This window comes from Mesorhizobium sp. WSM4836 (assembly GCF_055811815.1).
In genome coordinates, this window is the sequence record NZ_JBVVQF010000010.1 from 161321 (window position 1) to 180710 (window position 19390).

21 protein-coding genes and 1 pseudogene are annotated in these 19390 nt (G+C 63.6%); 7 read left to right on the top strand and 15 right to left on the bottom strand.

What is annotated here, in order from left to right; translation table 11 throughout:
- Window positions 1–76: 76 nt before the first annotated feature.
- The 3 genes from AC0L2P_RS14635 to AC0L2P_RS14645 form a co-directional block, all read right to left on the bottom strand.
- Window positions 77–487, bottom strand: a complete 411-nt coding sequence (locus AC0L2P_RS14635; RefSeq protein ID WP_473501971.1) for a DoxX family protein — start codon at window positions 485–487, stop codon at window positions 77–79.
- A 145-nt stretch (window positions 488–632) separates the two neighbouring features.
- On the bottom strand, window positions 633–1124 hold the full coding sequence (locus tag AC0L2P_RS14640; protein WP_473501973.1) for an SRPBCC domain-containing protein: 492 nt from the start codon (window positions 1122–1124) through the stop codon (window positions 633–635).
- A gap of 55 nt (window positions 1125–1179) precedes the next feature.
- A complete protein-coding gene (locus AC0L2P_RS14645; protein ID WP_473501974.1) occupies window positions 1180–1527 on the bottom strand; it encodes an ArsR/SmtB family transcription factor in 348 nt (115 codons plus the stop codon).
- 259 nt (window positions 1528–1786) lie between these two features.
- On the opposite strand from AC0L2P_RS14645, the gene AC0L2P_RS14650 reads away from it, so the two are divergent.
- Window positions 1787–2197, top strand: a complete 411-nt coding sequence (locus tag AC0L2P_RS14650) for an ACT domain-containing protein (protein WP_473501976.1) — start codon at window positions 1787–1789, stop codon at window positions 2195–2197.
- A 218-nt stretch (window positions 2198–2415) separates the two neighbouring features.
- Here AC0L2P_RS14650 and AC0L2P_RS14655 read toward each other — a convergent pair whose 3' ends face one another.
- Entirely contained in the window at window positions 2416–3450 is a 1035-nt protein-coding gene (locus tag AC0L2P_RS14655) for an aspartate-semialdehyde dehydrogenase (RefSeq protein WP_473501978.1), read from the bottom strand.
- A gap of 105 nt (window positions 3451–3555) precedes the next feature.
- Entirely contained in the window at window positions 3556–3687 is a 132-nt protein-coding gene (locus tag AC0L2P_RS14660; RefSeq protein ID WP_473501980.1) for a hypothetical protein, read from the bottom strand.
- A 354-nt stretch (window positions 3688–4041) separates the two neighbouring features.
- On the opposite strand from AC0L2P_RS14660, the gene AC0L2P_RS14665 reads away from it, so the two are divergent.
- Window positions 4042–5877, top strand: coding sequence for a DEAD/DEAH box helicase (locus tag AC0L2P_RS14665; protein WP_473501982.1), 1836 nt, complete (start codon window positions 4042–4044; stop codon window positions 5875–5877).
- An 87-nt stretch (window positions 5878–5964) separates the two neighbouring features.
- Entirely contained in the window at window positions 5965–6678 is a 714-nt protein-coding gene (locus tag AC0L2P_RS14670) for a DUF805 domain-containing protein (RefSeq protein ID WP_473501984.1), read from the top strand.
- 58 nt (window positions 6679–6736) lie between these two features.
- Here the strand turns inward: AC0L2P_RS14670 and leuB are convergent, their stop codons facing one another.
- The 5 genes from leuB to leuD form a co-directional block, all read right to left on the bottom strand.
- The gene (gene leuB / locus AC0L2P_RS14675; RefSeq protein ID WP_473501985.1) at window positions 6737–7840 is read right to left on the bottom strand and encodes a 3-isopropylmalate dehydrogenase; all 1104 of its coding nucleotides are present in this window, start codon (window positions 7838–7840) and stop codon (window positions 6737–6739) included.
- 327 nt (window positions 7841–8167) lie between these two features.
- Window positions 8168–8518: a VOC family protein gene (locus AC0L2P_RS14680; RefSeq protein ID WP_473502033.1), complete on the bottom strand. Its 351-nt coding sequence runs from the start codon at window positions 8516–8518 to the stop codon at window positions 8168–8170.
- 51 nt (window positions 8519–8569) lie between these two features.
- Window positions 8570–8953, bottom strand: coding sequence for a RidA family protein (locus AC0L2P_RS14685; protein WP_473501987.1), 384 nt, complete (start codon window positions 8951–8953; stop codon window positions 8570–8572).
- 307 nt (window positions 8954–9260) lie between these two features.
- Window positions 9261–10172 carry a hypothetical protein gene (locus tag AC0L2P_RS14690; protein WP_473501989.1) on the bottom strand — a complete coding sequence of 304 codons (912 nt, stop codon included), beginning with the start codon at window positions 10170–10172 and terminating at the stop codon, window positions 9261–9263.
- A gap of 56 nt (window positions 10173–10228) precedes the next feature.
- Entirely contained in the window at window positions 10229–10834 is a 606-nt protein-coding gene (gene leuD / locus AC0L2P_RS14695) for a 3-isopropylmalate dehydratase small subunit (RefSeq protein ID WP_473501991.1), read from the bottom strand.
- Window positions 10835–11001: 167 nt separating this feature from the next.
- On the opposite strand from leuD, the gene AC0L2P_RS14700 reads away from it, so the two are divergent.
- A complete protein-coding gene (locus AC0L2P_RS14700; protein WP_473501992.1) occupies window positions 11002–11427 on the top strand; it encodes a GNAT family N-acetyltransferase in 426 nt (141 codons plus the stop codon).
- 127 nt (window positions 11428–11554) lie between these two features.
- Window positions 11555–12256 (top strand): annotated as a pseudogene (locus AC0L2P_RS14705) (DUF72 domain-containing protein); the annotation flags it as partial.
- 22 nt (window positions 12257–12278) lie between these two features.
- Here the strand turns inward: AC0L2P_RS14705 and AC0L2P_RS14710 are convergent.
- The 4 genes from AC0L2P_RS14710 to AC0L2P_RS14725 are packed head-to-tail and all read right to left on the bottom strand — an operon-like array spanning window position 12279 to window position 17289.
- Complete coding sequence (locus AC0L2P_RS14710; RefSeq protein WP_473501994.1) at window positions 12279–13445, bottom strand: NAD(P)/FAD-dependent oxidoreductase; 1167 nt, start codon at window positions 13443–13445, stop codon at window positions 12279–12281.
- A gap of 29 nt (window positions 13446–13474) precedes the next feature.
- Window positions 13475–15085, bottom strand: a complete 1611-nt coding sequence (locus AC0L2P_RS14715) for an ATP-binding protein (RefSeq protein ID WP_473501996.1) — start codon at window positions 15083–15085, stop codon at window positions 13475–13477.
- Window positions 15048–15740: a response regulator gene (locus tag AC0L2P_RS14720; protein WP_473501998.1), complete on the bottom strand. Its 693-nt coding sequence runs from the start codon at window positions 15738–15740 to the stop codon at window positions 15048–15050. The genes AC0L2P_RS14715 and AC0L2P_RS14720 overlap by 38 nt, the downstream gene beginning before the upstream one ends.
- A gap of 4 nt (window positions 15741–15744) precedes the next feature.
- Entirely contained in the window at window positions 15745–17289 is a 1545-nt protein-coding gene (locus tag AC0L2P_RS14725) for a DUF4153 domain-containing protein (RefSeq protein ID WP_473502000.1), read from the bottom strand.
- Between the two features lie 278 nt (window positions 17290–17567).
- Between AC0L2P_RS14725 and AC0L2P_RS14730 the strand changes: the two genes are divergently transcribed.
- Window positions 17568–18449 carry an HpcH/HpaI aldolase/citrate lyase family protein gene (locus tag AC0L2P_RS14730; RefSeq protein WP_473502002.1) on the top strand — a complete coding sequence of 294 codons (882 nt, stop codon included), beginning with the start codon at window positions 17568–17570 and terminating at the stop codon, window positions 18447–18449.
- 27 nt (window positions 18450–18476) lie between these two features.
- The gene (locus tag AC0L2P_RS14735) at window positions 18477–18683 is read left to right on the top strand and encodes a DUF1737 domain-containing protein (RefSeq protein WP_473502004.1); all 207 of its coding nucleotides are present in this window, start codon (window positions 18477–18479) and stop codon (window positions 18681–18683) included.
- 164 nt (window positions 18684–18847) lie between these two features.
- Here the strand turns inward: AC0L2P_RS14735 and AC0L2P_RS14740 are convergent, their stop codons facing one another.
- Complete coding sequence (locus tag AC0L2P_RS14740) at window positions 18848–19270, bottom strand: metallopeptidase family protein (protein ID WP_023721935.1); 423 nt, start codon at window positions 19268–19270, stop codon at window positions 18848–18850.
- Window positions 19271–19390 lie beyond the last annotated feature (120 nt).

Genomic DNA, 19390 nt, shown 5'->3' on the forward strand with positions numbered 1-19390 from the left:
CCAAAGAAGAAGATCGGCTGCGGACCGCGCCCGCTCTGGCGGCGTGGCCACCATCGAACGGCTTTCGAAGTCGCTGCTATTGGCTGAACGGGATCAGCGCGCGCACTCGTGCGTCGCGCAGATAGAGCCCGCCCCACAGCATAACACCGAGATAGACGCCGAACAGCGTGTGCCAGAACAGCGGGCTATCTACCCGCACCTTTGTGGCAATGGCGCCGCCCATGTAGGCGGTGAGCAGGATGGCGCCGAGCACCGAGGTGCGCGGCAGCGCGTAGAGTGCGGTCGAAATCAGCCCGATAATGCCAAGCATGCGCGCGACATTGGGATCCGCCGGCCAGCCGAGCGGCACCATCGTCTGGGTGACGATGTCGAGCGGTGGCAATTTGATGGCACCGTCGAAGATCATGAACAGCACGATGATGGCGCTGAGCGCGCGACCGGTCCACAGGGCGCCGTTCGAGACCGGCGCGGGTTGAGAAATGCTCATTGACGTTCCTCCTGACAATTATCGAACGCTGGCCGTCTTTCATGCTCGAACCAAGGACGCGGCACGAGTCGACGGTCCGACACGTTCCGGAATCCTTTCTACCGAGACGCGCGGTTCAGCCCGCCGCGCCAAACGGCGCTCTCGCTCAAAGCGTTCTGAGATAGGCATCCAGCCGCGCGTAGCTCGCCATGACCATGTGGCCGGAGCCCATCTTCACCGCCATGTCGCGGGCGGCGACCGAGTTGGCGCGGATGTTGGCGACGATACGCGTCTTGCCGCCGGCATCCTCGAACAGGATGGTCGTGACCATGTTCGGCGGCGGCAGGGTATCCTGCCATTGGCCGCGGTCGAGCGGCGCGTCGCGATAGACGATCCGCTCCGGTGGAGCGATCTCCAGATAGACGCTATTGGTCGGATACTCGCTGCCGTCGGCAAAGCGCATGGTCAGACGCCACTGCCCGCCAGGCCGAACATCCATTTCGCAGACCGGATAGCTCGACCCTTCCGGTCCCCAAAACCGCACCAGATGGTATGGATCGGTGAACAGCTTGAACATCAGCGTGCGCGGCGCATCGAAGGTCCGGGTGATGACGATCACCGGGTCGTCGGATGGTATGTCGATGGTCTGATCTATCATTTTCCCCTCTCTGGATTGCCTTGCCGCACATGGGCAGCATGGTGGTTAGCCGGCTTCAGTTTCGATCTCGGCCCGGATCACGTGCCTGCAAGGCTTGCAGATAGGTTTCAAGCCGGTCGAAGCGACCGTCCCACAGCGCCCGATACGACTCCAACCACTCGTCGATCTCACGCAATGGCTCCGGCCGCAGGCGGCGCGGCCGAAACTGTGCGTCGCGGCCGCGCGCCACGAGGCCAGCGCGCTCGAGCACCTTGAGATGCTTCGACACCGCTGGAAAGCTCATGGCAAACGGCTCGGCCAGTTCCGTCACCGAGGCCTCGCCGAGCGACAAACGCGCCAGGATGGCACGCCGCGTTGGGTCGGCAAGCGCCGCGAGGGTTAGGCTGAGGCTATCGGTCGTCATTTATAGAACCGAGTAGTTATGTAACCTTTTGGTTCTATACGAGGCGCCGACGACCGAGTCAAGCGGCATGTCCAGGGATCGAATAGGCCGGCAGCGCTCCCTCGGCCCGCAAGCAGGATCGCCATGCTGGAACACTTGCCGGTAGATTCGACAACCAACCACATCCCCATGTCGTCGGAGTGGGGGCTTCCGGCGCGATGCCAGCCGGCCTAATGACAGGGTGTGGCAGTTGCCGCAGCTTTGAGAGTGAGAAGACACCATGACCGGCGAAACCGATCTCAGGAAATTGCTGACGTCGATGACGCCGCAGCTACTCCCCGGCGTGTTTGTCTTCGCCACACAGGCGCCGGGGGCAGCCGTCCCGGACGGTCTCGATCCGGTCATGACCTTCCGCGAGCGGGAAGGCCTGACGCTGATCGTGCCGGAAGACCAGGCGAAGGCAGTCGGCCTCACAGGCACGTTCCGCTGCCGGATGATCACGCTCGACATCCATTCATCGCCGGAAGCGGTCGGCTTCCTCGTCGCCATCGCGACGCGGCTGGCGGCGGCCGGCATGGGGGTCAACCCGGTCTCGGCCTTCTACCACGATCATCTGTTCGTGCCGGCAGAGCGGGCCGAGGAGGCGATGGCGATATTGGTGAAGTTGGCAGAGGACAGCCGCCAGGCATGATGCTTCGCCGAACCCGCTCCCTGGGGCGCCGGCGATTGGCGAAAGCGGTGGCGACATCCGATCTCCCCACAAGGGGGGAGATTGGCAGCTTCAGCGTCGCCAGCTGATCGACAAGTGCCGCCAACGGCCGAAGGCCGAGCCCGCGACTGCGGGCCGCCGGTCGTCCGGCGCCCCCGCGGAGGCCAGCCGCGTAGCGGCGATACGGCCGTGAGCGAAAACTATGCCGCCTTCTTCTTCGGCTGGATCAGCCCGCGCTCGACCAGCAGCTCCGCGATCTGAACTGCGTTGAGTGCCGCGCCCTTGCGCAGATTGTCGGAGACGATCCACATCGACAGGCCGTTGTCGATGGTCGAATCCTCGCGGATGCGCGAGATGAAGGTGGCGTCCTCGCCGGCCGATTCCAGCGGCGTGATGTAGCCGCCGTCCTCGCGCTTGTCGATAACCTGGCAGCCCGGGGCCTCGCGCAGGATCTCACGCGCTTCATCGGCGGTGATCGGCTTTTCGAATTCGATGTTGACCGCTTCCGAATGGCCGATGAACACCGGCACGCGCACGCAGGTCGCCGTCAGCTTGATCTTGGGGTCGAGCATTTTCTTGGTCTCGGCCACCATCTTCCACTCTTCCTTGGTGAAGCCGTCGTCGAGGAAGACGTCGATATGCGGGATGACGTTGAAGGCGATACGCTTGGTGAACTTCTTGACGTCGACCTGGTCGGCGACGAACACTGCGCGCGTCTGCGTGAACAATTCGTCCATGCCTTCCTTGCCGGCGCCGGAGACCGACTGGTAGGTGGCGACGACGACGCGCTTGATGGTGGCGGCGTCATGCAGCGGCTTCAGCGCCACGACCAGCTGCGCCGTCGAGCAGTTCGGGTTGGCAATGATGTTCTTGCGCGTGAACAGCGAAATGGCATCCGGGTTCACTTCCGGGACGATCAGCGGCACGTCCTGGTCGTAGCGGAAGGCCGACGAATTATCGATGACGACGCAGCCATGCTTGCCGATCTTCGGCGACCATTCCTTGGAGACATTGCCGCCGGCCGACATGATGCAGATGTCGGTGTCGGAAAAATCATATTGGTCGAGCGCCCTGACCTTCAGCGTGCGGTCGCCGAACGACACTTCCGTGCCCTGACTGCGCCGCGAGGCCAGCGCCACCACCTCGCTCACCGGAAAGCCGCGCTCTTCCAGTATGTTGAGCATTTCCCGGCCCACATTGCCCGTGGCGCCGACGATCGCAACCTTGAAACTCATCGAAATCTCCTGTCCCTCTCCGCTCGGTTTCTGGAGAAAACCCGCCGGCCGATGCGGGTTTCAGCCCCGGGCCGGACCCGGGAGAGGGTGGTTAGGCCAAGGGAATCAGACCGTTTTGGTGGTCGTTTTAGCCGTGGTTTTGGTCGAACGCAGGAACGCGCGCTTCGCCTCGCCGGAAACCATGCTGCCATGGCCGGGGAAGTCGAGTTCATAAAGCGCCATAGGAAGGCCGCGCATCGAAGCTGTCCTGTTCGGTGCTGGCTTTTACGCGCTTTGCCTGGAGAGTCAATCGCGCAACGCTGCGTCTTTCCTTCGCCCTTTATTATGGAAGAAGGTGTCGCCGAAGGCGACGGATGAGGGGTGTTCCAGCTTGGCACCGCCGCATTCCGTCCAACACCCCTCAACCGTCTTGGCACTGCGCGCCAATCCACCCTTCTCCACAACAAGGGGAGAAGGGAAAGGCGATGCCGCTTGCCCTGTACAATGACAGCGGCAGGAAGTACGAACGGCCAAGATCGTTTGGCTGGCGTGATGCCGGCACCGGCTCGTGCTCCATGATGAGCGCAGAACCCTGAATTCCGAAAGAGCGAAATGTCCAATTTCGAAGCTATTGTTCCCGCGCTGGCAAAGGCGCTGGAAAAACGCGGTTATGTCGAGCTGACGCCGGTGCAACAGGCCGTTCTCGAGCTTGGCCAGGCCGATGCCTTGGTTTCGGCCCAGACCGGCTCCGGCAAGACCGTCGCCTTCGGCCTGGCGTTGGCGCCGACCCTCCTCGATGGCGCGGAGCGCTTTTCCCACGCGGCGGCACCCCTGGCGCTGGCCGTCGCGCCGACGCGGGAGCTGGCCCTGCAGGTGACGCGCGAGCTGGAATGGCTCTATGAGCTGACCGGGGCAGCGATAGCGTCGTGCGTCGGCGGCATGGACATGCGCACCGAGCGGCGCGCGCTGGAGCGTGGTGCCCATATCGTCGTCGGCACGCCCGGCCGCCTGCGCGACCACATCACCCGCAACTCGCTCGACATGTCGGCGCTCAAGGCAGTCGTGCTCGACGAGGCCGACGAGATGCTCGATCTCGGCTTTCGCGAGGACCTGGAATTCATCCTCGACGCGGCACCCGCCGAGCGCCGCACGCTGATGTTTTCCGCCACCGTGCCGCGCTCCATCGCCACTCTGGCCAAGGGCTACCAGCGCGATGCCGTGCGTATCTCGGCTGGTGGAGAGGAGAAACAACATCTCGACATCGAATACCGGGCGCTGGGCGTCGCCCAGGCGGACCGCGAAAACGCCATCATCAACGTGCTGCGCTTTTACGAGGCGAAGAACGCGCTGGTGTTCTGCAACACGCGCGCCGCCGTCAACCATTTGACGGCGCGCTTCAATAACCGCAACTTTTCCGTCGTGGCGCTGTCGGGCGAGCTTAGCCAGAACGAGCGCAGCCATGCGCTGCAGGCGATGCGCGACGGCCGCGCCAAGGTCTGCATCGCCACTGACGTCGCGGCACGCGGCATCGACCTGCCCAATCTCGAGCTGGTGATCCATGCCGACTTGCCGACCAACCCGGAGACGCTCCTGCACCGAAGCGGGCGAACAGGACGGGCGGGACGCAAGGGCGTCAGCGCGCTGATCGTGCCCAATAATGCCCGCAGGCGCACCGAGCGGCTGCTGCAAAGTGCCGGCCTTGCAGCGACCTGGGCGAGCCCGCCCTCGGCCGACGACGTGATACGGCGCGACGACGAGCGTATTCTTGCCGACCCAGTTTTTAGCGAGCCTATGAAGGATGAGGAGCGCGGCTTCGTCCAGGCGCTTCTCGATCAGCACGGACCCGAACAGGTCGCCGCCGCCTTCGTACGGATGTGCCGCTCCAGCCGCTCGGCGCCGGAGGATCTTCTGGACGTGGTGCCGTTCACGCCGTCGGGCGAAAAATTTGCGCGCCGGGACGAGCAGCCTGGCCGCCGCGACGATTTCGGCGACAGTGTCTGGTTCTCGCTGTCGGTCGGACGCCGGCAGAATGCCGAGCCGCGCTGGCTGATCCCGATGCTGTGCCGGACAGGCGGCATTTCCAAGCGCCAGATCGGCGCCATCAAGATGCAGCCGGAAGAAACCTTCGTGCAGATCGCGGCGGACTGGGCCGAGCGCTTCCTCGCCGCGATCGGCCCCGACCGCAAGCTGCAGGGCAACATTGTGGTCAAGCGGCTGGACGGCACGCCGGATCTGTCGCGGGCCGGCTACCAGGAACCACGGCCCGACAAGAAGCCGCACCGCGGCAAGCGCACCTTCGATCAAAACGCGCCCAAATTTGAGAAGCGCGCACCGGCCGACCAGCGCCCGGCATTCGAGGCAAAGCCCTGGGCCGGGAAACCGGCCAAGGCGAAGTTCGAGGCTAGCGGATCGCCGAAACACAAGAAATCGAAGAAGCGGCCGGGGTAAATAGCCCGCACTCTCCATTTCCGCACGCCCCTTGCAGTCTGCCTGAACTTTGCACAGTCTGGGCAGGGCAATGGGGGTGGGCAGGACATGCGCGGCGAAGTTCTTCATTACGACGAAGACCAGGGTTTCGGCTTCATCACCGGAGCCGAGGGCAACCGCTACACTTTGGCGCGCGAAGATTTGCGCCGCGAAGCATCGGTTGCCGCAGGCACGACCGTCGAATTCCAGCCGGCCGGCGGACGGGCACGCGATGTTTTTGCGATCCGCGCCCAACCTGCCAGTGCGCCCGCCGACGCCTCCACTGCAACCGCCGCGCCATCTCAGGCCGGCAATGCGTCCGCGGCAGGTCAGCCGCAACATTTCGGCCGTTCCGCTGAACACGGTCCGGCCGAATCCGCTGGCCTGTGGAACTATTTCTGGCTGGGCCTGACCGAGAATTACTTCAACTTCGCGGGCCGTGCCCGCCGCAAGGAATATTGGGGCTATTGCCTGTTCTGGACGATCGCGCTGATCGTGGCGATTGGACTCGGCATCTTCATCGACGACGCCATGGGCAATCTCGACAACAGTGAATTGCCGGCAGTGACGGTCGGCCTCTCCGGCCTCTTCCTGCTGGCGACAGCCCTGCCGTGGTTCGGGCTCAATGTGCGTCGCCTGCACGATATCGGCCTGACCGGCTGGCTTTTCCTGCTTTTCCTGATCCCGACCTTCGGCGGCCTGATCATCCTGATCTTTGCGCTGATCCCGACCCAGTCGCGAGAAAACCAATGGGGTCCGGTGCCGGCGGGTGTCCAAATCTAACCGCGGGAGTGCCGCGGCATCAGCGGTCGTCGCCCAGCGGGTGTCGACCGCTACAGGCTCAGCCCAAAAATTTGGCGACGATCGCCTCGCCCATCTCAGCAGCGCCGACCTCGGTCATCCCCGGCGAATGAATATCCCTGGTGCGCAAGCCTTGATCGAGCACGGCGGCGATCGCGCCTTCCAGCCGGTCGGCTTCCGACACCATGCCGAAGGAATAGCGCATGCACATGGCGAAGGAGGCGATCATGGCGATCGGATTGGCGATGCCCTTGCCGGCGATGTCGGGCGCCGAGCCGTGCACCGGCTCGTAGAGCGCCTTGCGCTTTTTTGTCTTAACATCCGGCGCGCCGAGCGACGCCGACGGCAGCATGCCGATCGAGCCGGTCAGCATGGCGGCGATGTCGGACAGCATGTCGCCGAACAGATTGTCGGTGACGATGACATCGAACTGCTTCGGCCAGCGCACCAGCTGCATGCCGCCGGCATCGGCCAGCATATGGTCGAGCTTGACGTCGGCATAGCGCGCCTTGTGGGTTTGCGTGACGACCTCGTTCCACAGCACACCCGACTTCATCACATTGCGCTTTTCCATCGAGGTGACATGGTTCTGGCGCGTGCGCGCCAATTCGAAGGCAACGCCCGAAATGCGCTCGATCTCGAACGTATCGTAGACCTGGGTGTCGATGCCGCGCTTCTGGCCGTTGCCGAGATCGATGATCTGCTTCGGCTCGCCGAAATAGACGCCGCCGGTGAGCTCGCGCACGATGAGAATATCGAGACCCTCGACCACCTCCTGCTTGAGCGAGGAGGACGCCGCCAGGGCCGGATAGCAAATGGCGGGTCGAAGATTGGCGAACAGTTCCATGTCCTTGCGCAGCCGCAGCAGACCCGCCTCCGGGCGCACTTCGTAAGGCACGGCATCCCATTTCGGCCCGCCGACGGCGCCGAACAGCACCGCGTCCGCCGCCATTGCCTTGGCCATGTCGGCATCGGAAATCGCCGCGCCATGCGCATCATAGGCGCAGCCGCCGACCAGCCCCTCATCGGTGACGAAATCGCTGCCGAGCCTGTCGTTCATGGCGGAAATCAGCTTCTTCACCTCGGCCATCGCCTCCGGGCCGATGCCGTCGCCGGCAAGCAGGAGAAGATTTTTCGAAGCCATGGGGGACCGTCCTGATTGTGTCGTGAGCCGCGGCCTTGCTAAACGCCAAGCGGCCGGCGCGCAAGGAGGAACGGAAGAACGCGGCAATACGAACAGTGGCCGCAGTGCGGCGATCCTTCGCGCCCCCTTTGTCCTGCCGGACATCTCCCCCACGGGTGGGGAGATTGGCCGTCATCTCGGCCTTCGCTAATTTCCAAGGTTGAAGACCGGCGAGACGGCGAAACTGCCAATCTCCACCCTTGTGGGGGAGATGCCCGGCAGGGCAGAGGGGGGCGCTGTCCCGCCGACATGTCATCAGAATCCATGCCTCACGCCCGGCGAATATCGTCACAAATGCGAAAGGATATTGACCAGCCTGCCGAACGGGTCGCGTACGAAGAAGCGCCGCACGCCCCAGGGTTCGTCCGCCGGACCGTATTCGATGGCAAAGCCGGCCGTCCTCATGCTTTCAAGCGCGGCATCGACGTCGTCGACCTCAATAGAGATGTCCGGCACCGGCGTTCCTGATCCCCCTTCGGCCATGAAACTGACCTGCACGGACATCGTCTCTTGCGAGCCATAGGTAGCGATCCAGCCCATATCCATCTGGAGATCGAGGCCGAGCACATCCTGATAGAAGGGTTTTGCTGCCGCGATATCCTGCGTGTCTAAGTTTGCGACGATGCGTCTGACCTTCACCATGGGCCGATCCTCGTTCCAACCGTGTCGTTGTCGCAACCGTGACAGGCATCAGGCTGTGCGCCGCAGCGCCGTCACCTCGATCTCGATCTTCATCTCCGGCTTGTTGAGCTGGCACACGATCATCGTGGCTGCCGGCCTGATCTCGCCAAATGTCTCGCCGAGGATCGGGAAGACCACATCCACGAAAGCCGCATCGGTAATGTAGTAATGTGCCCGCACCACATCGGCCATTTCGAAACCGCCATCCGCGAGCGCCTTGGCGATCGTCGCCAGGCAGTTGCGCGTTTGTGCCTCTACGCTCTCCGGCATCGACATGGTCGCATAATCGTAGCCGGTCGTTCCGGACACGAAACACCAGTCGCCCTGCACCACGGCGCGCGAATAGCCGGCGGTCTTCTCGAAGGGCGAGCCGGTGGAAATCAGTTTTCGCATGGGTCCTCCGAAATCTCTCGCCATTTTGCAACGGAAGGGCGGGCTGAGCCATGGGCCAAAGCAGTTAATATCGGCGGGACAGCACCTCCCTCTGGCCTGCCGGGCATCTCCCCCGCAAGGAGGGAGATCGGCGGTCGCGACGGTTTCGCCAATCATCACCGTCGCAAGGTAGGCGGAACGACGAAGCTGCCAATCTCCCCCCTTGCGGGGGAGATGCCCGGCAGGGCAGAGGGGGGTGGGACGGATCGCGGCAGATATGGTTTGATTCAGCGGGGAAGGCGTGATGTCACCGCGCCGTGCGAAAACCCTAATTCGGCGATCCCAGCGCCTTGTCCAGCGCTTCCCTGATCTCGGCCGGCCAGCTATTCACCGCCGGCCAGGCGTCCGGTTCGGGCTTGTCGCCGCGGCGCGCGAAATAGAGCTTGTGGTTGACCGGGTCGACCGCCATGAAGCCGTCATTGCCGCCGCAATCATGCGGCACGCAGCCGCTGGCAAAGAAGGCACCCGACGCGGTTTTCTCCGTGCCGCCGCCGACCAGCAGGCTTGTCGCCATGTCGGGCATGCCGTTGCCAAGCAGCGTCTCGGCTAATTTGTAGACCGCTTCATTGTGGAAGGCGTCGATGATGTTGTCGTATTTCGACGGATCGACGTCCTTCCAGTCGGTGCCCGGCTCCGGCATGTAGGTCAGATTACCGGACGTCGTCAGCCCGTCCGTCGGCGACCATTGCAACGCCGGCTTGGAATCACCCGGCAAAAGATAGGGCACGAAATAGATGGTGCTGTCGGAGGTTGCGGCCGGCGGCGCGCCGCATTCATCCTGCTCGACCGTGGTCGTCTGGATCGTGCCGCCTTCCGGCTTCCACACGATCACCTTGGCCGGGCCGCATTGGTTGCCGCCGTCGCCGACATCGACCAGCGCCACCTTGATGCCGCCGACCTCGACGATCTTGTCGAAGAAGACGTCGTAATTGCGCGCCAGTTCCTTGCCGTCGAAGGCGAGCACCCGTTCCCCGTACTCTTCCTCCTGGGTGATGGTCAGCTGGCCGCCCTCGAACGGGATCGGCGCCTGTTTGTCATTGTCGGCAGCGACTGTGTCGCCGGCGCCTTGATCTGTCGCCGGCGCTTCCGTGGCGGGCGTCTGCGTCTGGGCATAGACGCTCACCGGGGGCAGCAGCATCAGCGGCAGTCCGCAGGCAGCAGCAACAAGCAAGCGTGTCATCACATCCCTTCCCGGACACTTGGCATAGAGGCCGACCATCGGCGCAGCTTTAGAGCCTATGCCCAGGGGCGCTCAGCGGCGTTCTTCTTCTCGAACAAAGCGATGGCGCCGGCCTTCTCCATGGTCAGGCCGATATCGTCGAGGCCGTTCAAGAGACAGTGGCGCTTGAACTCGTCGAGGTCGAACTTGACCACGCCCCCGTCCGGCCCGCGAATTTCGTTGGCTTCGAGATCGACCGACAGCGTCGCGTTGGAACCGCGCGAGGCATCGTCCATCAGCTTCTCCAGGTCTTCCGGGCTGACGGTGATCGGCAGGATGCCGTTCTTGAAGCAGTTGTTGTAGAAAATGTCCGCAAACGAGGTCGAGATGACGCAGCGGATGCCGAAATCGAGCAGCGCCCACGGTGCATGTTCCCGGCTCGAGCCGCAGCCAAAATTGTCGCCGGCGACCAGGATCTGCGCCTTGCGGTAGGCCGGCTTGTTGAGCACGAAATCCGGGTTTTCCGAGCCGTCGTCCTTGTAGCGCATTTCGGCGAACAAGCCGGTGCCGAGCCCGGTGCGCTTGATCGTCTTGAGATAATCCTTGGGGATGATCATGTCGGTGTCGACATTGACGATCGGCATCGGCGCGGCGACACCGGTGAGCTTGGTGAATTTTTCCATGGGTCTTGCCCGTCTTCTTCTCGTTGCGGGGGATTGCTGGCGCCCGGTTTACACAAAGCCGCGGGCAAATAAAAGGCGGCTGTTTCTGGACTTCCGTCGTCGATCGAAACACAAGATCGGCACAAAACAGCTTCAAAACCACCGGCCCATGGTGCACTTTTATCGACATGACAACGCGATCAAAGGTCCTCTACGCCAGCGAACCGGGCCTCGGCACCGCCGAGTTCCGCCGCGTGCTGGTGGAATCCGGCCTCGGCGCCAACCGCCCCGTCGATAACGACACCCGATTGAAAGCGATGTTGTCGGGAGCCAATTTGGTGCTCACCGCGCGTCTCGACACAGAAGACAAGCCGCTGGTCGGCGTTGCCCGCGGTGTCACCGATTTCTCGTGGGTCTGTTACGTTTCCGAGCTCGCCGTTTGCAAAGCGGCGCAAGGGCTGGGCATCGGCAAGGGCCTTCTCGATGAAGCGCGGCGGCAACTCGGGCCTTCCGTCGCCATCAGCCTGATCTCCATGCCCGACGCGGTCGGTTTCTATGAGCGTATCGGCATGGAGCGTGTGTCCGACGCGTTCTGGTTCGGCCGCAAGCGCTGATTCTCTGCCGGCCAAGCGGCAACCGAGCACACGGGAGGCAGGGGCGGGGACTGGTTTCAGCCCCACATAAGCAGTGCATGGTCGCGGTCTCCCTTGACCCGCGCGTCGACCTGTCCACATCTCCAGGATGGAAGAACATCGATGCTTCATAGGCACCGCCGGATGGAGCGTCCCGTCGCGTTACAAGGATCTTTTTCCGGATTCCGGCTCGCACCTCGAGCGCTATGCCGCTCGTCTCGACGTCGTTGAAATCAATTCGTCTTTCTATAAGCCGCATCGCCGCGAAACCTACGAACGTTGGGCAGGTTCGGTGCCGGACGATTTTCGCTTCTGCGTGAAAGTCCCCAAGGCGATGACGCACGAGCGTCGGCTCGCCGGCTGCGGAGACCTCGTCGAAACATTCCTGCAACAGGCTGGTGGCCTCGGTCACAAACTTGCAGCGCTGCTGGTGCAGTTGCCGCCGAGCCTGCCCTTTGACCCGCATATCGCCAATGAATTCTTCGATCTGTTGCAAAAGCACACCGACCTGAAATTAGCGTGCGAACCACGTCATGCCAGTTGGTTCGAACCGGATGCCGATGCTCTTTTGGCCGGCTTTCGTGTGGCGCGCGTCGCAGCCGACCCTGCACCCGTCCCGGCCGCAGTCATGCCGGCCGGATGGCGGGGCCTCGCCTATTTTCGCCTGCACGGCGCACCGCGCATTTACTTTTCGGATTATGATTCCGACATCTTGGCCGAGATTCGGCAGCGGCTGGATGCAGCGAGCGCAACGGGCGCGGAGGTCTGGTGCGTTTTCGACAACACGGCTGGGGGCCATGCGCTCGGCGACGCGCTTGCCGTCAACGCCATCCTTAAATCACATTCAGCTCCCGAAACGCCCGCCCCTCTGCAACCCGGCTGTACCCGAATGCCGAGCAATCCACCGTGCGATAGGCGCCATGCACGATCAGTTCGGACAGCGCCTTGCCGACCGCCGGAGCCTGCTGCAGGCCGTGGCCGGAAAAGCCGTTAGCGAAGAAGAAATTGCCGACCTCGGGATGCGGACCGATCACCGCGTTCTGGTCGAGCGTGTTGTAGTCGTAGTGGCCGACCCAAGCGCGCGTCGGCTTGATCGCCTCGAAGGCCGGAATGCGGGTCGCCAGCACCGGCCAGATCACCTCTTCGAACAGCGGCCAGTCCGGATCGAAGTCGGCGGGATCGGCTGGTCCTTCGCCCTCTTCCGGCTCGGCGCCACCGGTGATGTAGACCGAGCCTTCCGGCCGGACATAGATGCCGCTCGGGTCGACCAGCAGCGGCATGTCGTCATATTTCTCGCGCGCCTCGAAGACAAAGACATTGCGCTTGCGCGGCTCCACCGGCAGCGCCAGCCTGGCCATTTCAGCCACCTTGCCGGCATTCGGCCCGGCGGCATTGACGACGACGCCAGCCTCGAGCCGCTCGCCATTACCGAGGGTCACACCGGTGACGCGCTCGCCCTGCCGCTCAATAGCGGTAACCGACGCTGTGATGAAGTCGATATCCTTCGTCCGCAGCGCCTTGCGGAACAGCATCAGCATTGCATGCGCGTCGAACCAGCCCTCGCCACTGCGGCCGTAGGCCCCGGCAGAGATACCCTCGGCCGACAGCCACGGAAAACGGCGGACGAGCGTCTCGGCATCCTCGAGCACGATGTCGGCGCCCTCGGCCATCTGCGCCTCGTGGTTGGCCCGCAGAATCGGCAGTCCGTTTTCGCCGGCAAGGATGAGATAGCCGCCTTCGCGAAAGCCGATATCGGCGCCCGCGCCAAACTCTTCCGCGAGCCGCCGAAACAGTCTCAGCGTGAACTGCGACAGCCGGATGTTTTCAGGGATCGAGAATTGCTGGCGAATGGAGGCGCAGGACAGCGTCGTCGCGGCGTGGGAAAATTGCGGGTCGCGCTCGACAAGCGCGATCGAGCCGGAAAATCCTTCCTCGCGCAGATAATAGGCGACCGAGGAGCCGACGATGGCTCCGCCGATGATGACGATGTCGTAATGCACCTTTTCGCCCTTCCGATCTGAACCGCCAGTCACGCCGCCGGCAGGATGATCTCGAAGCGCGTGCCGCTCGCCGAGTCAACCAGCCGGATCGTGCCATCATGCGCTTTCAGGAGGGCCAGCACGATGCCGAGGCCCATGCCGGTGCCGCCGGAATCGCGGCGCGTGGTGAAGAACGGCTCGAAGATGCGGCCTCGGTTGCTGGGCGAAATGCCGGCGCCGTCATCGTCCACCACGATGCTGGCCTTGCCGTCCGCGCTTGCTGCCGTGATCGATACCAGCGTCGCGCCGTGCCGCGCCGAATTGTCGATGAGATTGGCCAGCACGATCGCGGCGTTTTCGGCCGATATGCGCAGGCGGATGTCGGCGCCCGCCTCGAGGCGCACCGCCAGCCTGTCGTCGGCCGGGAGAAGCGCCAGCGCATCACCAAGCGAAGTGCTTTCACCGCTGGGCTCGAGATTTTCGGCGCGCGCCAGGTCAAGCAGGCGGCGCACCAGCAGATTGAGCCGCCCGGCGTCGGTGACGATATTGTCCGAGAAACGCCACCGCTCGGTCTCGTCCATCGCGCTGCCCGAATCGCGTAACAGTTCGGCCGCACCCTGGATCGCAGTCAGCGGCGATTTGAGCTCGTGCGAGACATGGGTGGCAAAGGTCTGGATGCCGTCGGAGCGTGCGTGGAGCTTTTCGGCCATGTCGAGGAAGGCGGCGGAGAGCGCCGCCATTTCGCGCGTGCCGTGGTGATCGAGCGGCCTGATCGCCGCGCGGTCGCCGGCGGCAATGCGTTTCGTGCGTTCCATCAGCGCATAGATCGGCCGGCTGACTGTGCGCAGGAAGACCAGACCGATCAGCAGCGTGCCGCCTAGAATGGCGATTGCCGCCAGCGCCACCTTGCCGCGCTCGCCATAGAGATGCTTGACGATGTTGTTCGGCGTCCGCGACAGGTAGACCACGCCGGCGACCTTGCCGGAGACGGCAACCGGCATGGCGACGAAGACGCGAACCTTGGTGCCGCGGCTGACCGAATAGAGCGGCGGCGACGGCTGGTCGGGAACCCGCAGCCTGAGCGCGCTGGCGTAGCGGCCGGCAAGTGCTGCGCGAACTTCTTCGATAGCCGCGAGCGACAGGCCGGCCTCCTCACGGCCGGCGATGACCACGCCCCTGGGATCGAGCAGCCGGAAACCGGCAAGCGTGGTCTTCTGCGTCTCGGCAAGAATGCCCGACAGCCGCGCGCCGATCACCGCGAAGGCAGGATCGACGCTGCCTGCGGTGGCCGTGGGCCGGGTCGGCAGGATCCTGTCGGACGCAAGATCGAGGCGCGGTTCGATCGGCTGGTAGGCAGAAGCCCGATCCCTTGTGCTGGGCGGAGGCATGGGCGTGCCGAGCTTTTCAGGGGCAAGGCCGGCCTCACGGACCTCTTGGGCATAGATCGCGGCAAGGGCGGCACCTTGTGCGATCAGCTCGGCTTCGGCCTGGCGGATCAGCTGGTTCTCGTAGAGCCGGAAGAAGAACAGGCCGGCCAGCGGCAGCGCCATCACCATGATCAGGATGGCAATGACGACCGTGGCAAGCCGTGGCCGCCATTTCATGTCCACCATTTTTGGGCGGTCACGCGCCGCATTTACCCAGCCGGAAGCCGACGCCATGCACGGTCTCGATTGCATCGAGGCAGCCGACCGCCGCCAGCTTGGCGCGGATGTTGCGGATATGGCTGTCGACGGTGCGGTCTGCGACATGGATGTTGGCGGCATAGGCATTGGCCATCACCATGTCGCGGCCGAGCACATGCGCCGGCCGCGCCAGAAACCCTTTCAGGATCGCGAATTCGATCGAGGTCAGCGCCAGCGGCTTGCCGTCGAAACTGGCCGTATGGCTTGCCGAAACCATCAACAGTCTGCCATGCGAGAATTGCCGGTCGTCGGGCGGTTCCGGCGTGGGCCGGGCGCGGCGCAGAATAACGTTGACGCGGGCGACCAGCTCGCGCGGGCTGAACGGCTTGGTGACATAATCGTCGCCGCCCATTTCCAGGCCGAGGATGCGGTCGATCTCTTCATCCAGCGCGGACAGGAACAGCACCGGCACGTCGGATGTGTGGCGCAGCCGCCGGCACACTTCCAGCCCGTCCATTTCCGGCATGCCGATATCGAGCACGACAAGATCGGGAGCACGGCGCTCTATCGCCTGCAAGGCAGCCGCGCCGTCCGGCACCGCCAGCGTTTTCATGCCGGCCTTTTCGAGCGCGAAGCAGATGATTTCGCGAATGTGCGGATCGTCGTCGGCGACCAGTATGTGGTGCGGCATCAAATCAGCGGCCCGGCAAGAAGGGTTCGGACATCGGAGGAACCACGAACGGGGCACGCCTGTCGAGGGTGCGATCGAGCCGCCAATTGCGAAAGCTCCATGCGCGCCAGTTTTCCTGGCCGGCGCGGAAGCGTGCTTCGTCCTGTGCATACCAGCCGGCAAGTTCGCGGATGGAGGCATCCTCCGCGGAAACCGTCCTGCTCTGGTGCTGGACGAAGCGATCGAGCGCCGGCAAGGCGCCGGGCCCGAGCGAGCGCAGGTACCAGACGTCCAGCTGGGTGCCTTGGCCGGTCATTTCGAGGGAATGGTCGACATTGTAGTTGGCGATCAGCGTGGCAAAGTTGATGAACGAGCAGGCATAGAGCGTCGCCGATAGCGTCAGAAGATTGGCGGAAAGCAGCCATTCGTTCGACTTTTCGCGCGCGATGCGGGCTATGATCAGGATAAGGCCCGCCGCCACCAGCCCCATCCAGACGAAGGCGGCGACACGCCAATAGGTCAGCGCATAGATGCCGATATAGAGATCAAGCCGCAGGATCGACGAGATCACCAGGAGAATGTTCTGCGCCACCAAGACATAAACCAGCCGGCGGATGAGCGGATCGCCGGAGGTCGCACTTCCGGGCCTCAGCGCCGCCAGCACGAAGCCGGCGGCCAACAGCGCCGTGACGATCAGCGGGTAGGCGCCGCGATGCGCGTAGGCGGCATAGGTCAGCCCGTCGGGAAGCGCGATGCCGCCCCACAGATAGGTGACGTCGAGTGCGCTCTGCACCGCGAACAGGATGTTGAAGACGACGAGCGCGCGGAAGATGGCAGCCTTGCCGAAGACGATGTCCTCGATGGTGGTCCTGGTGGCCGGCATCGCCGGTGCGCCGGCTGGCAACACCCTGCGGCGACGGAGAAAGCGCGGCAGGCGCGGCCGCAGAAAGGCCCAGACGCCGGCAAGCACGAATAGCCAGAAGGCGAGACGTGGCAGCTGGACGAGGTCGAGCAGTGCCATCAGGTCGATCAGCGAAAACCAATATTCGATGACCGGATTGGCGGCGCCGAACAGCGCGAGGAACACCGCGCCAAGGCTCAGCGGCATGACCCAGACGGCGATCGCCGCAAGGCGCACGCGCCGCCGGCCAAGCCGCCGCGCCGCCTTGCGCCAGCGGAAGAAATCCAGGGCGAGCCGAAATGGCGCTGCAAGCAGGAACAGCGAGAGTTGGCCGGCGATGCGCGCAAAGCTACGCCGCAACCGCCCGGCCAGTGAAAGCGCGAAAACTGTCAGCGCCGCCAGCGCGATCGAGATGGACAGTGCGCTGACATTTTCCACAAGCGGCAGCAGCGCCACAAGCAGCGCAACCGGCTTGAACCAGAACCTGCCATCGTTGAAGACGCCGAGAGGATGGAGAGCCATGCTCGCTGCTGCAATCGCAACGCCGAACAGGAAAAACGTGATGCCCGCCGGTTGGCCATAGAAGAAAAAATCGGCCAGCGCGACGAGCAGGACGGCAACGCCGAAGCGGCTGCAATAGCTCGGCGCCGCCGAGAGGAATACTCTCATGATCGGGCTTCCTCGGCGGCGTTGATGCGGCCAGTGGGCGCGGATTTTCGGACGAAAGGGACGAGGTTCGCCGAACTCCGGGGCGGATCGACGAGCCACCAGCTTTCGCGGCGAAGCCGGTACGGCAGGGACCAACGGGAGTTCGTTTGCTCTTGCATGCGGCCCCTGTCGCATTCTGCCGGGTGGCAAGCGGGGCGGAGAGGAGGAGATTTTCCGAAATTGCGTGCAGTTTTTTTGCACGGCTTGCCTCGGCCGGCTGCAGGCGGCATAGATCGGAGATGACCACCGGACCCTCCCGCCCGCGCCACTCGGTGCTTTACGTCCCGGCTTCGAACGACAAGGCGCTGGCAAAAATCCCGTCGCTGGCCTGCGATGCCGTCGTTATCGATCTCGAGGACGCTGTCGCCCCGGCCGACAAGCTTTCCGCGCGCGAGAAGCTGGCGGGGATTTTCGCCGGTCGTTCCGATCGGCGCTGCGAGATGGTGGTGCGCATTAACGCGCTGTCGAGCGAATGGGGCGCCGACGATCTGCTGGCCGCGGCAAAATGCACGCCCGACGCCATCCTGCTGCCCAAGGTCGACACGCCGCGCGACATTCTCGAGGCCGGCGACGTGCTCGACGACAATTTTATCCCCGACGAAGTCAAGCTATGGGCGATGATCGAGACGCCCAAGGCGCTGCTCAACATCGGGCCGATTGCCGAACTCGGCCGCGACCCGGCCTCTCGACTGGTTTGTTTCGTTGCCGGAACGAACGATTTGGTCAAGGACACGGGCATTCTCGCCACGCCCGACCGACGCTATCTCATGCCATGGCTGATGCAGATGGTGCTGGCGGCGCGCGCCGGCGGCCTCGACCTGCTCGATGGCATCTTCAATGATTTTCGCGATATGGACGGGTTTGCGCGCGAGTGCACGGAAGCGGCCGCCATGGGTTTTGACGGCAAGTCGCTGATCCATCCGGCACAGATCGAGGCCGCGAACCGCGCCTTTGCGCCGTCGCCCGAAGCAATAGCCGAGGCGCGCGCGGTCAAGGATACCTTCGCGCTTGCCGAAAATACCGGCAAGGCGGTAGTTGCACTGAACGGCAAGATGGTCGAGCGGCTGCATCTGGCGCAGGCCGAAAAACTGCTGGCGAAGGCCGCCGCTGTTCGGACATGATAGTGCAACTCACCACAGGATTGAAGAATGAAACTCTACCGCTTTTTATCCGGCCCGGACGACGCCACCTTCTGCCACAAGGTGACAACGGCGCTCAACAAGGGCTGGCATCTGTTCGGCTCGCCGACCTATGCCTATGACAAGAAGGCCAAGACCATGCGCTGCGGCCAGGCTGTGGTGAAGGACATCGAGGGCCAGGAATATGGCCCCGACACCAAGCTCAGCGACTGGTAGGCTTTGCAAAAGCGCCGAAGCAGGGTGTGTTGAGATTCAGGTCAGGCCGCACCGAGAATGGTGGTTTCCGAGAACCGGAGCGGAGCGTACTTTTGGGTACGTGAGCACCGGAAGCGCAGGAAGCCGCCGTTCGCAGGCCGGCATCACCTGAATATCAGCACATCCTACTCCGCTGCCTCTTCGATCTTCTCCATGTCATCGTCCGACAGGCCGAAATGGTGGCCGATCTCGTGGATAAGCACATGGGTGACGATGTCGCCCAGCGTCTCCTCGTTCTCGGCCCAGTAATCGAGGATGGCGCGACGATAGAGCGTGATGCGGTTCGGGCCTTCGCCGGTCTGCGGATTCCAGCGCTCGGCGATGCCGCGCCCCTCGAACAGGCCGAGCAGGTCGAACGGCGTTTCCAGCGAAAGGTCGTCCATGATCTCGTCGGTCGGGAATTCGGCGATCTGGATGACGATCTCGCCGGTCAGCTTGCGAAACTCCTCCGGCAGATGGGCATAGGCTTCCAGCGCCAGGAGCTCGATTTCCTCCATCGTTGGCGAAAGCTGGTCGTGCCAGATGCGTGTTTGGTAGATGCGAGCCATGCTTTGTCCTTTGATCCCGGCATATAGGCTTTCAGGCCGGACTCGGCAAATGGTCGGGCTGGGCAGGAATAAATTCCTCATGACTCCGCTTGACTCTTCGGACGGCCTCTGGAATCTATA

Excerpts from the sequence above, each read along its gene's own strand:
- AC0L2P_RS14740 (WP_023721935.1), bottom strand. The coding sequence starts at position 19,270 with ATGGCTCGCATCTACCAAACACGCATCTGGCACGACCAGCTTTCGCCA.
- leuB (WP_473501985.1), bottom strand. The coding sequence starts at position 7,840 with ATGGCTTCGAAAAATCTTCTCCTGCTTGCCGGCGACGGCATCGGCCCG.
- AC0L2P_RS14655 (WP_473501978.1), bottom strand. The coding sequence starts at position 3,450 with ATGAGTTTCAAGGTTGCGATCGTCGGCGCCACGGGCAATGTGGGCCGG.
- AC0L2P_RS14670 (WP_473501984.1), top strand. The coding sequence starts at position 5,965 with ATGCGCGGCGAAGTTCTTCATTACGACGAAGACCAGGGTTTCGGCTTC.
- AC0L2P_RS14730 (WP_473502002.1), top strand. The coding sequence starts at position 17,568 with ATGACCACCGGACCCTCCCGCCCGCGCCACTCGGTGCTTTACGTCCCG.
- AC0L2P_RS14685 (WP_473501987.1), bottom strand. The coding sequence starts at position 8,953 with ATGCGAAAACTGATTTCCACCGGCTCGCCCTTCGAGAAGACCGCCGGC.
- AC0L2P_RS14665 (WP_473501982.1), top strand. The coding sequence starts at position 4,042 with ATGTCCAATTTCGAAGCTATTGTTCCCGCGCTGGCAAAGGCGCTGGAA.
- AC0L2P_RS14635 (WP_473501971.1), bottom strand. The coding sequence starts at position 487 with ATGAGCATTTCTCAACCCGCGCCGGTCTCGAACGGCGCCCTGTGGACC.
- AC0L2P_RS14725 (WP_473502000.1), bottom strand. The coding sequence starts at position 17,289 with ATGAGAGTATTCCTCTCGGCGGCGCCGAGCTATTGCAGCCGCTTCGGC.
- AC0L2P_RS14700 (WP_473501992.1), top strand. The coding sequence starts at position 11,002 with ATGACAACGCGATCAAAGGTCCTCTACGCCAGCGAACCGGGCCTCGGC.
- AC0L2P_RS14690 (WP_473501989.1), bottom strand. The coding sequence starts at position 10,172 with ATGACACGCTTGCTTGTTGCTGCTGCCTGCGGACTGCCGCTGATGCTG.
- AC0L2P_RS14735 (WP_473502004.1), top strand. The coding sequence starts at position 18,477 with ATGAAACTCTACCGCTTTTTATCCGGCCCGGACGACGCCACCTTCTGC.
- leuD (WP_473501991.1), bottom strand. The coding sequence starts at position 10,834 with ATGGAAAAATTCACCAAGCTCACCGGTGTCGCCGCGCCGATGCCGATC.
- AC0L2P_RS14660 (WP_473501980.1), bottom strand. The coding sequence starts at position 3,687 with ATGCGCGGCCTTCCTATGGCGCTTTATGAACTCGACTTCCCCGGCCAT.
- AC0L2P_RS14715 (WP_473501996.1), bottom strand. The coding sequence starts at position 15,085 with ATGGCGTCGGCTTCCGGCTGGGTAAATGCGGCGCGTGACCGCCCAAAA.
- AC0L2P_RS14650 (WP_473501976.1), top strand. The coding sequence starts at position 1,787 with ATGACCGGCGAAACCGATCTCAGGAAATTGCTGACGTCGATGACGCCG.
- AC0L2P_RS14720 (WP_473501998.1), bottom strand. The coding sequence starts at position 15,740 with ATGCCGCACCACATACTGGTCGCCGACGACGATCCGCACATTCGCGAA.
- AC0L2P_RS14640 (WP_473501973.1), bottom strand. The coding sequence starts at position 1,124 with ATGATAGATCAGACCATCGACATACCATCCGACGACCCGGTGATCGTC.
- AC0L2P_RS14645 (WP_473501974.1), bottom strand. The coding sequence starts at position 1,527 with ATGACGACCGATAGCCTCAGCCTAACCCTCGCGGCGCTTGCCGACCCA.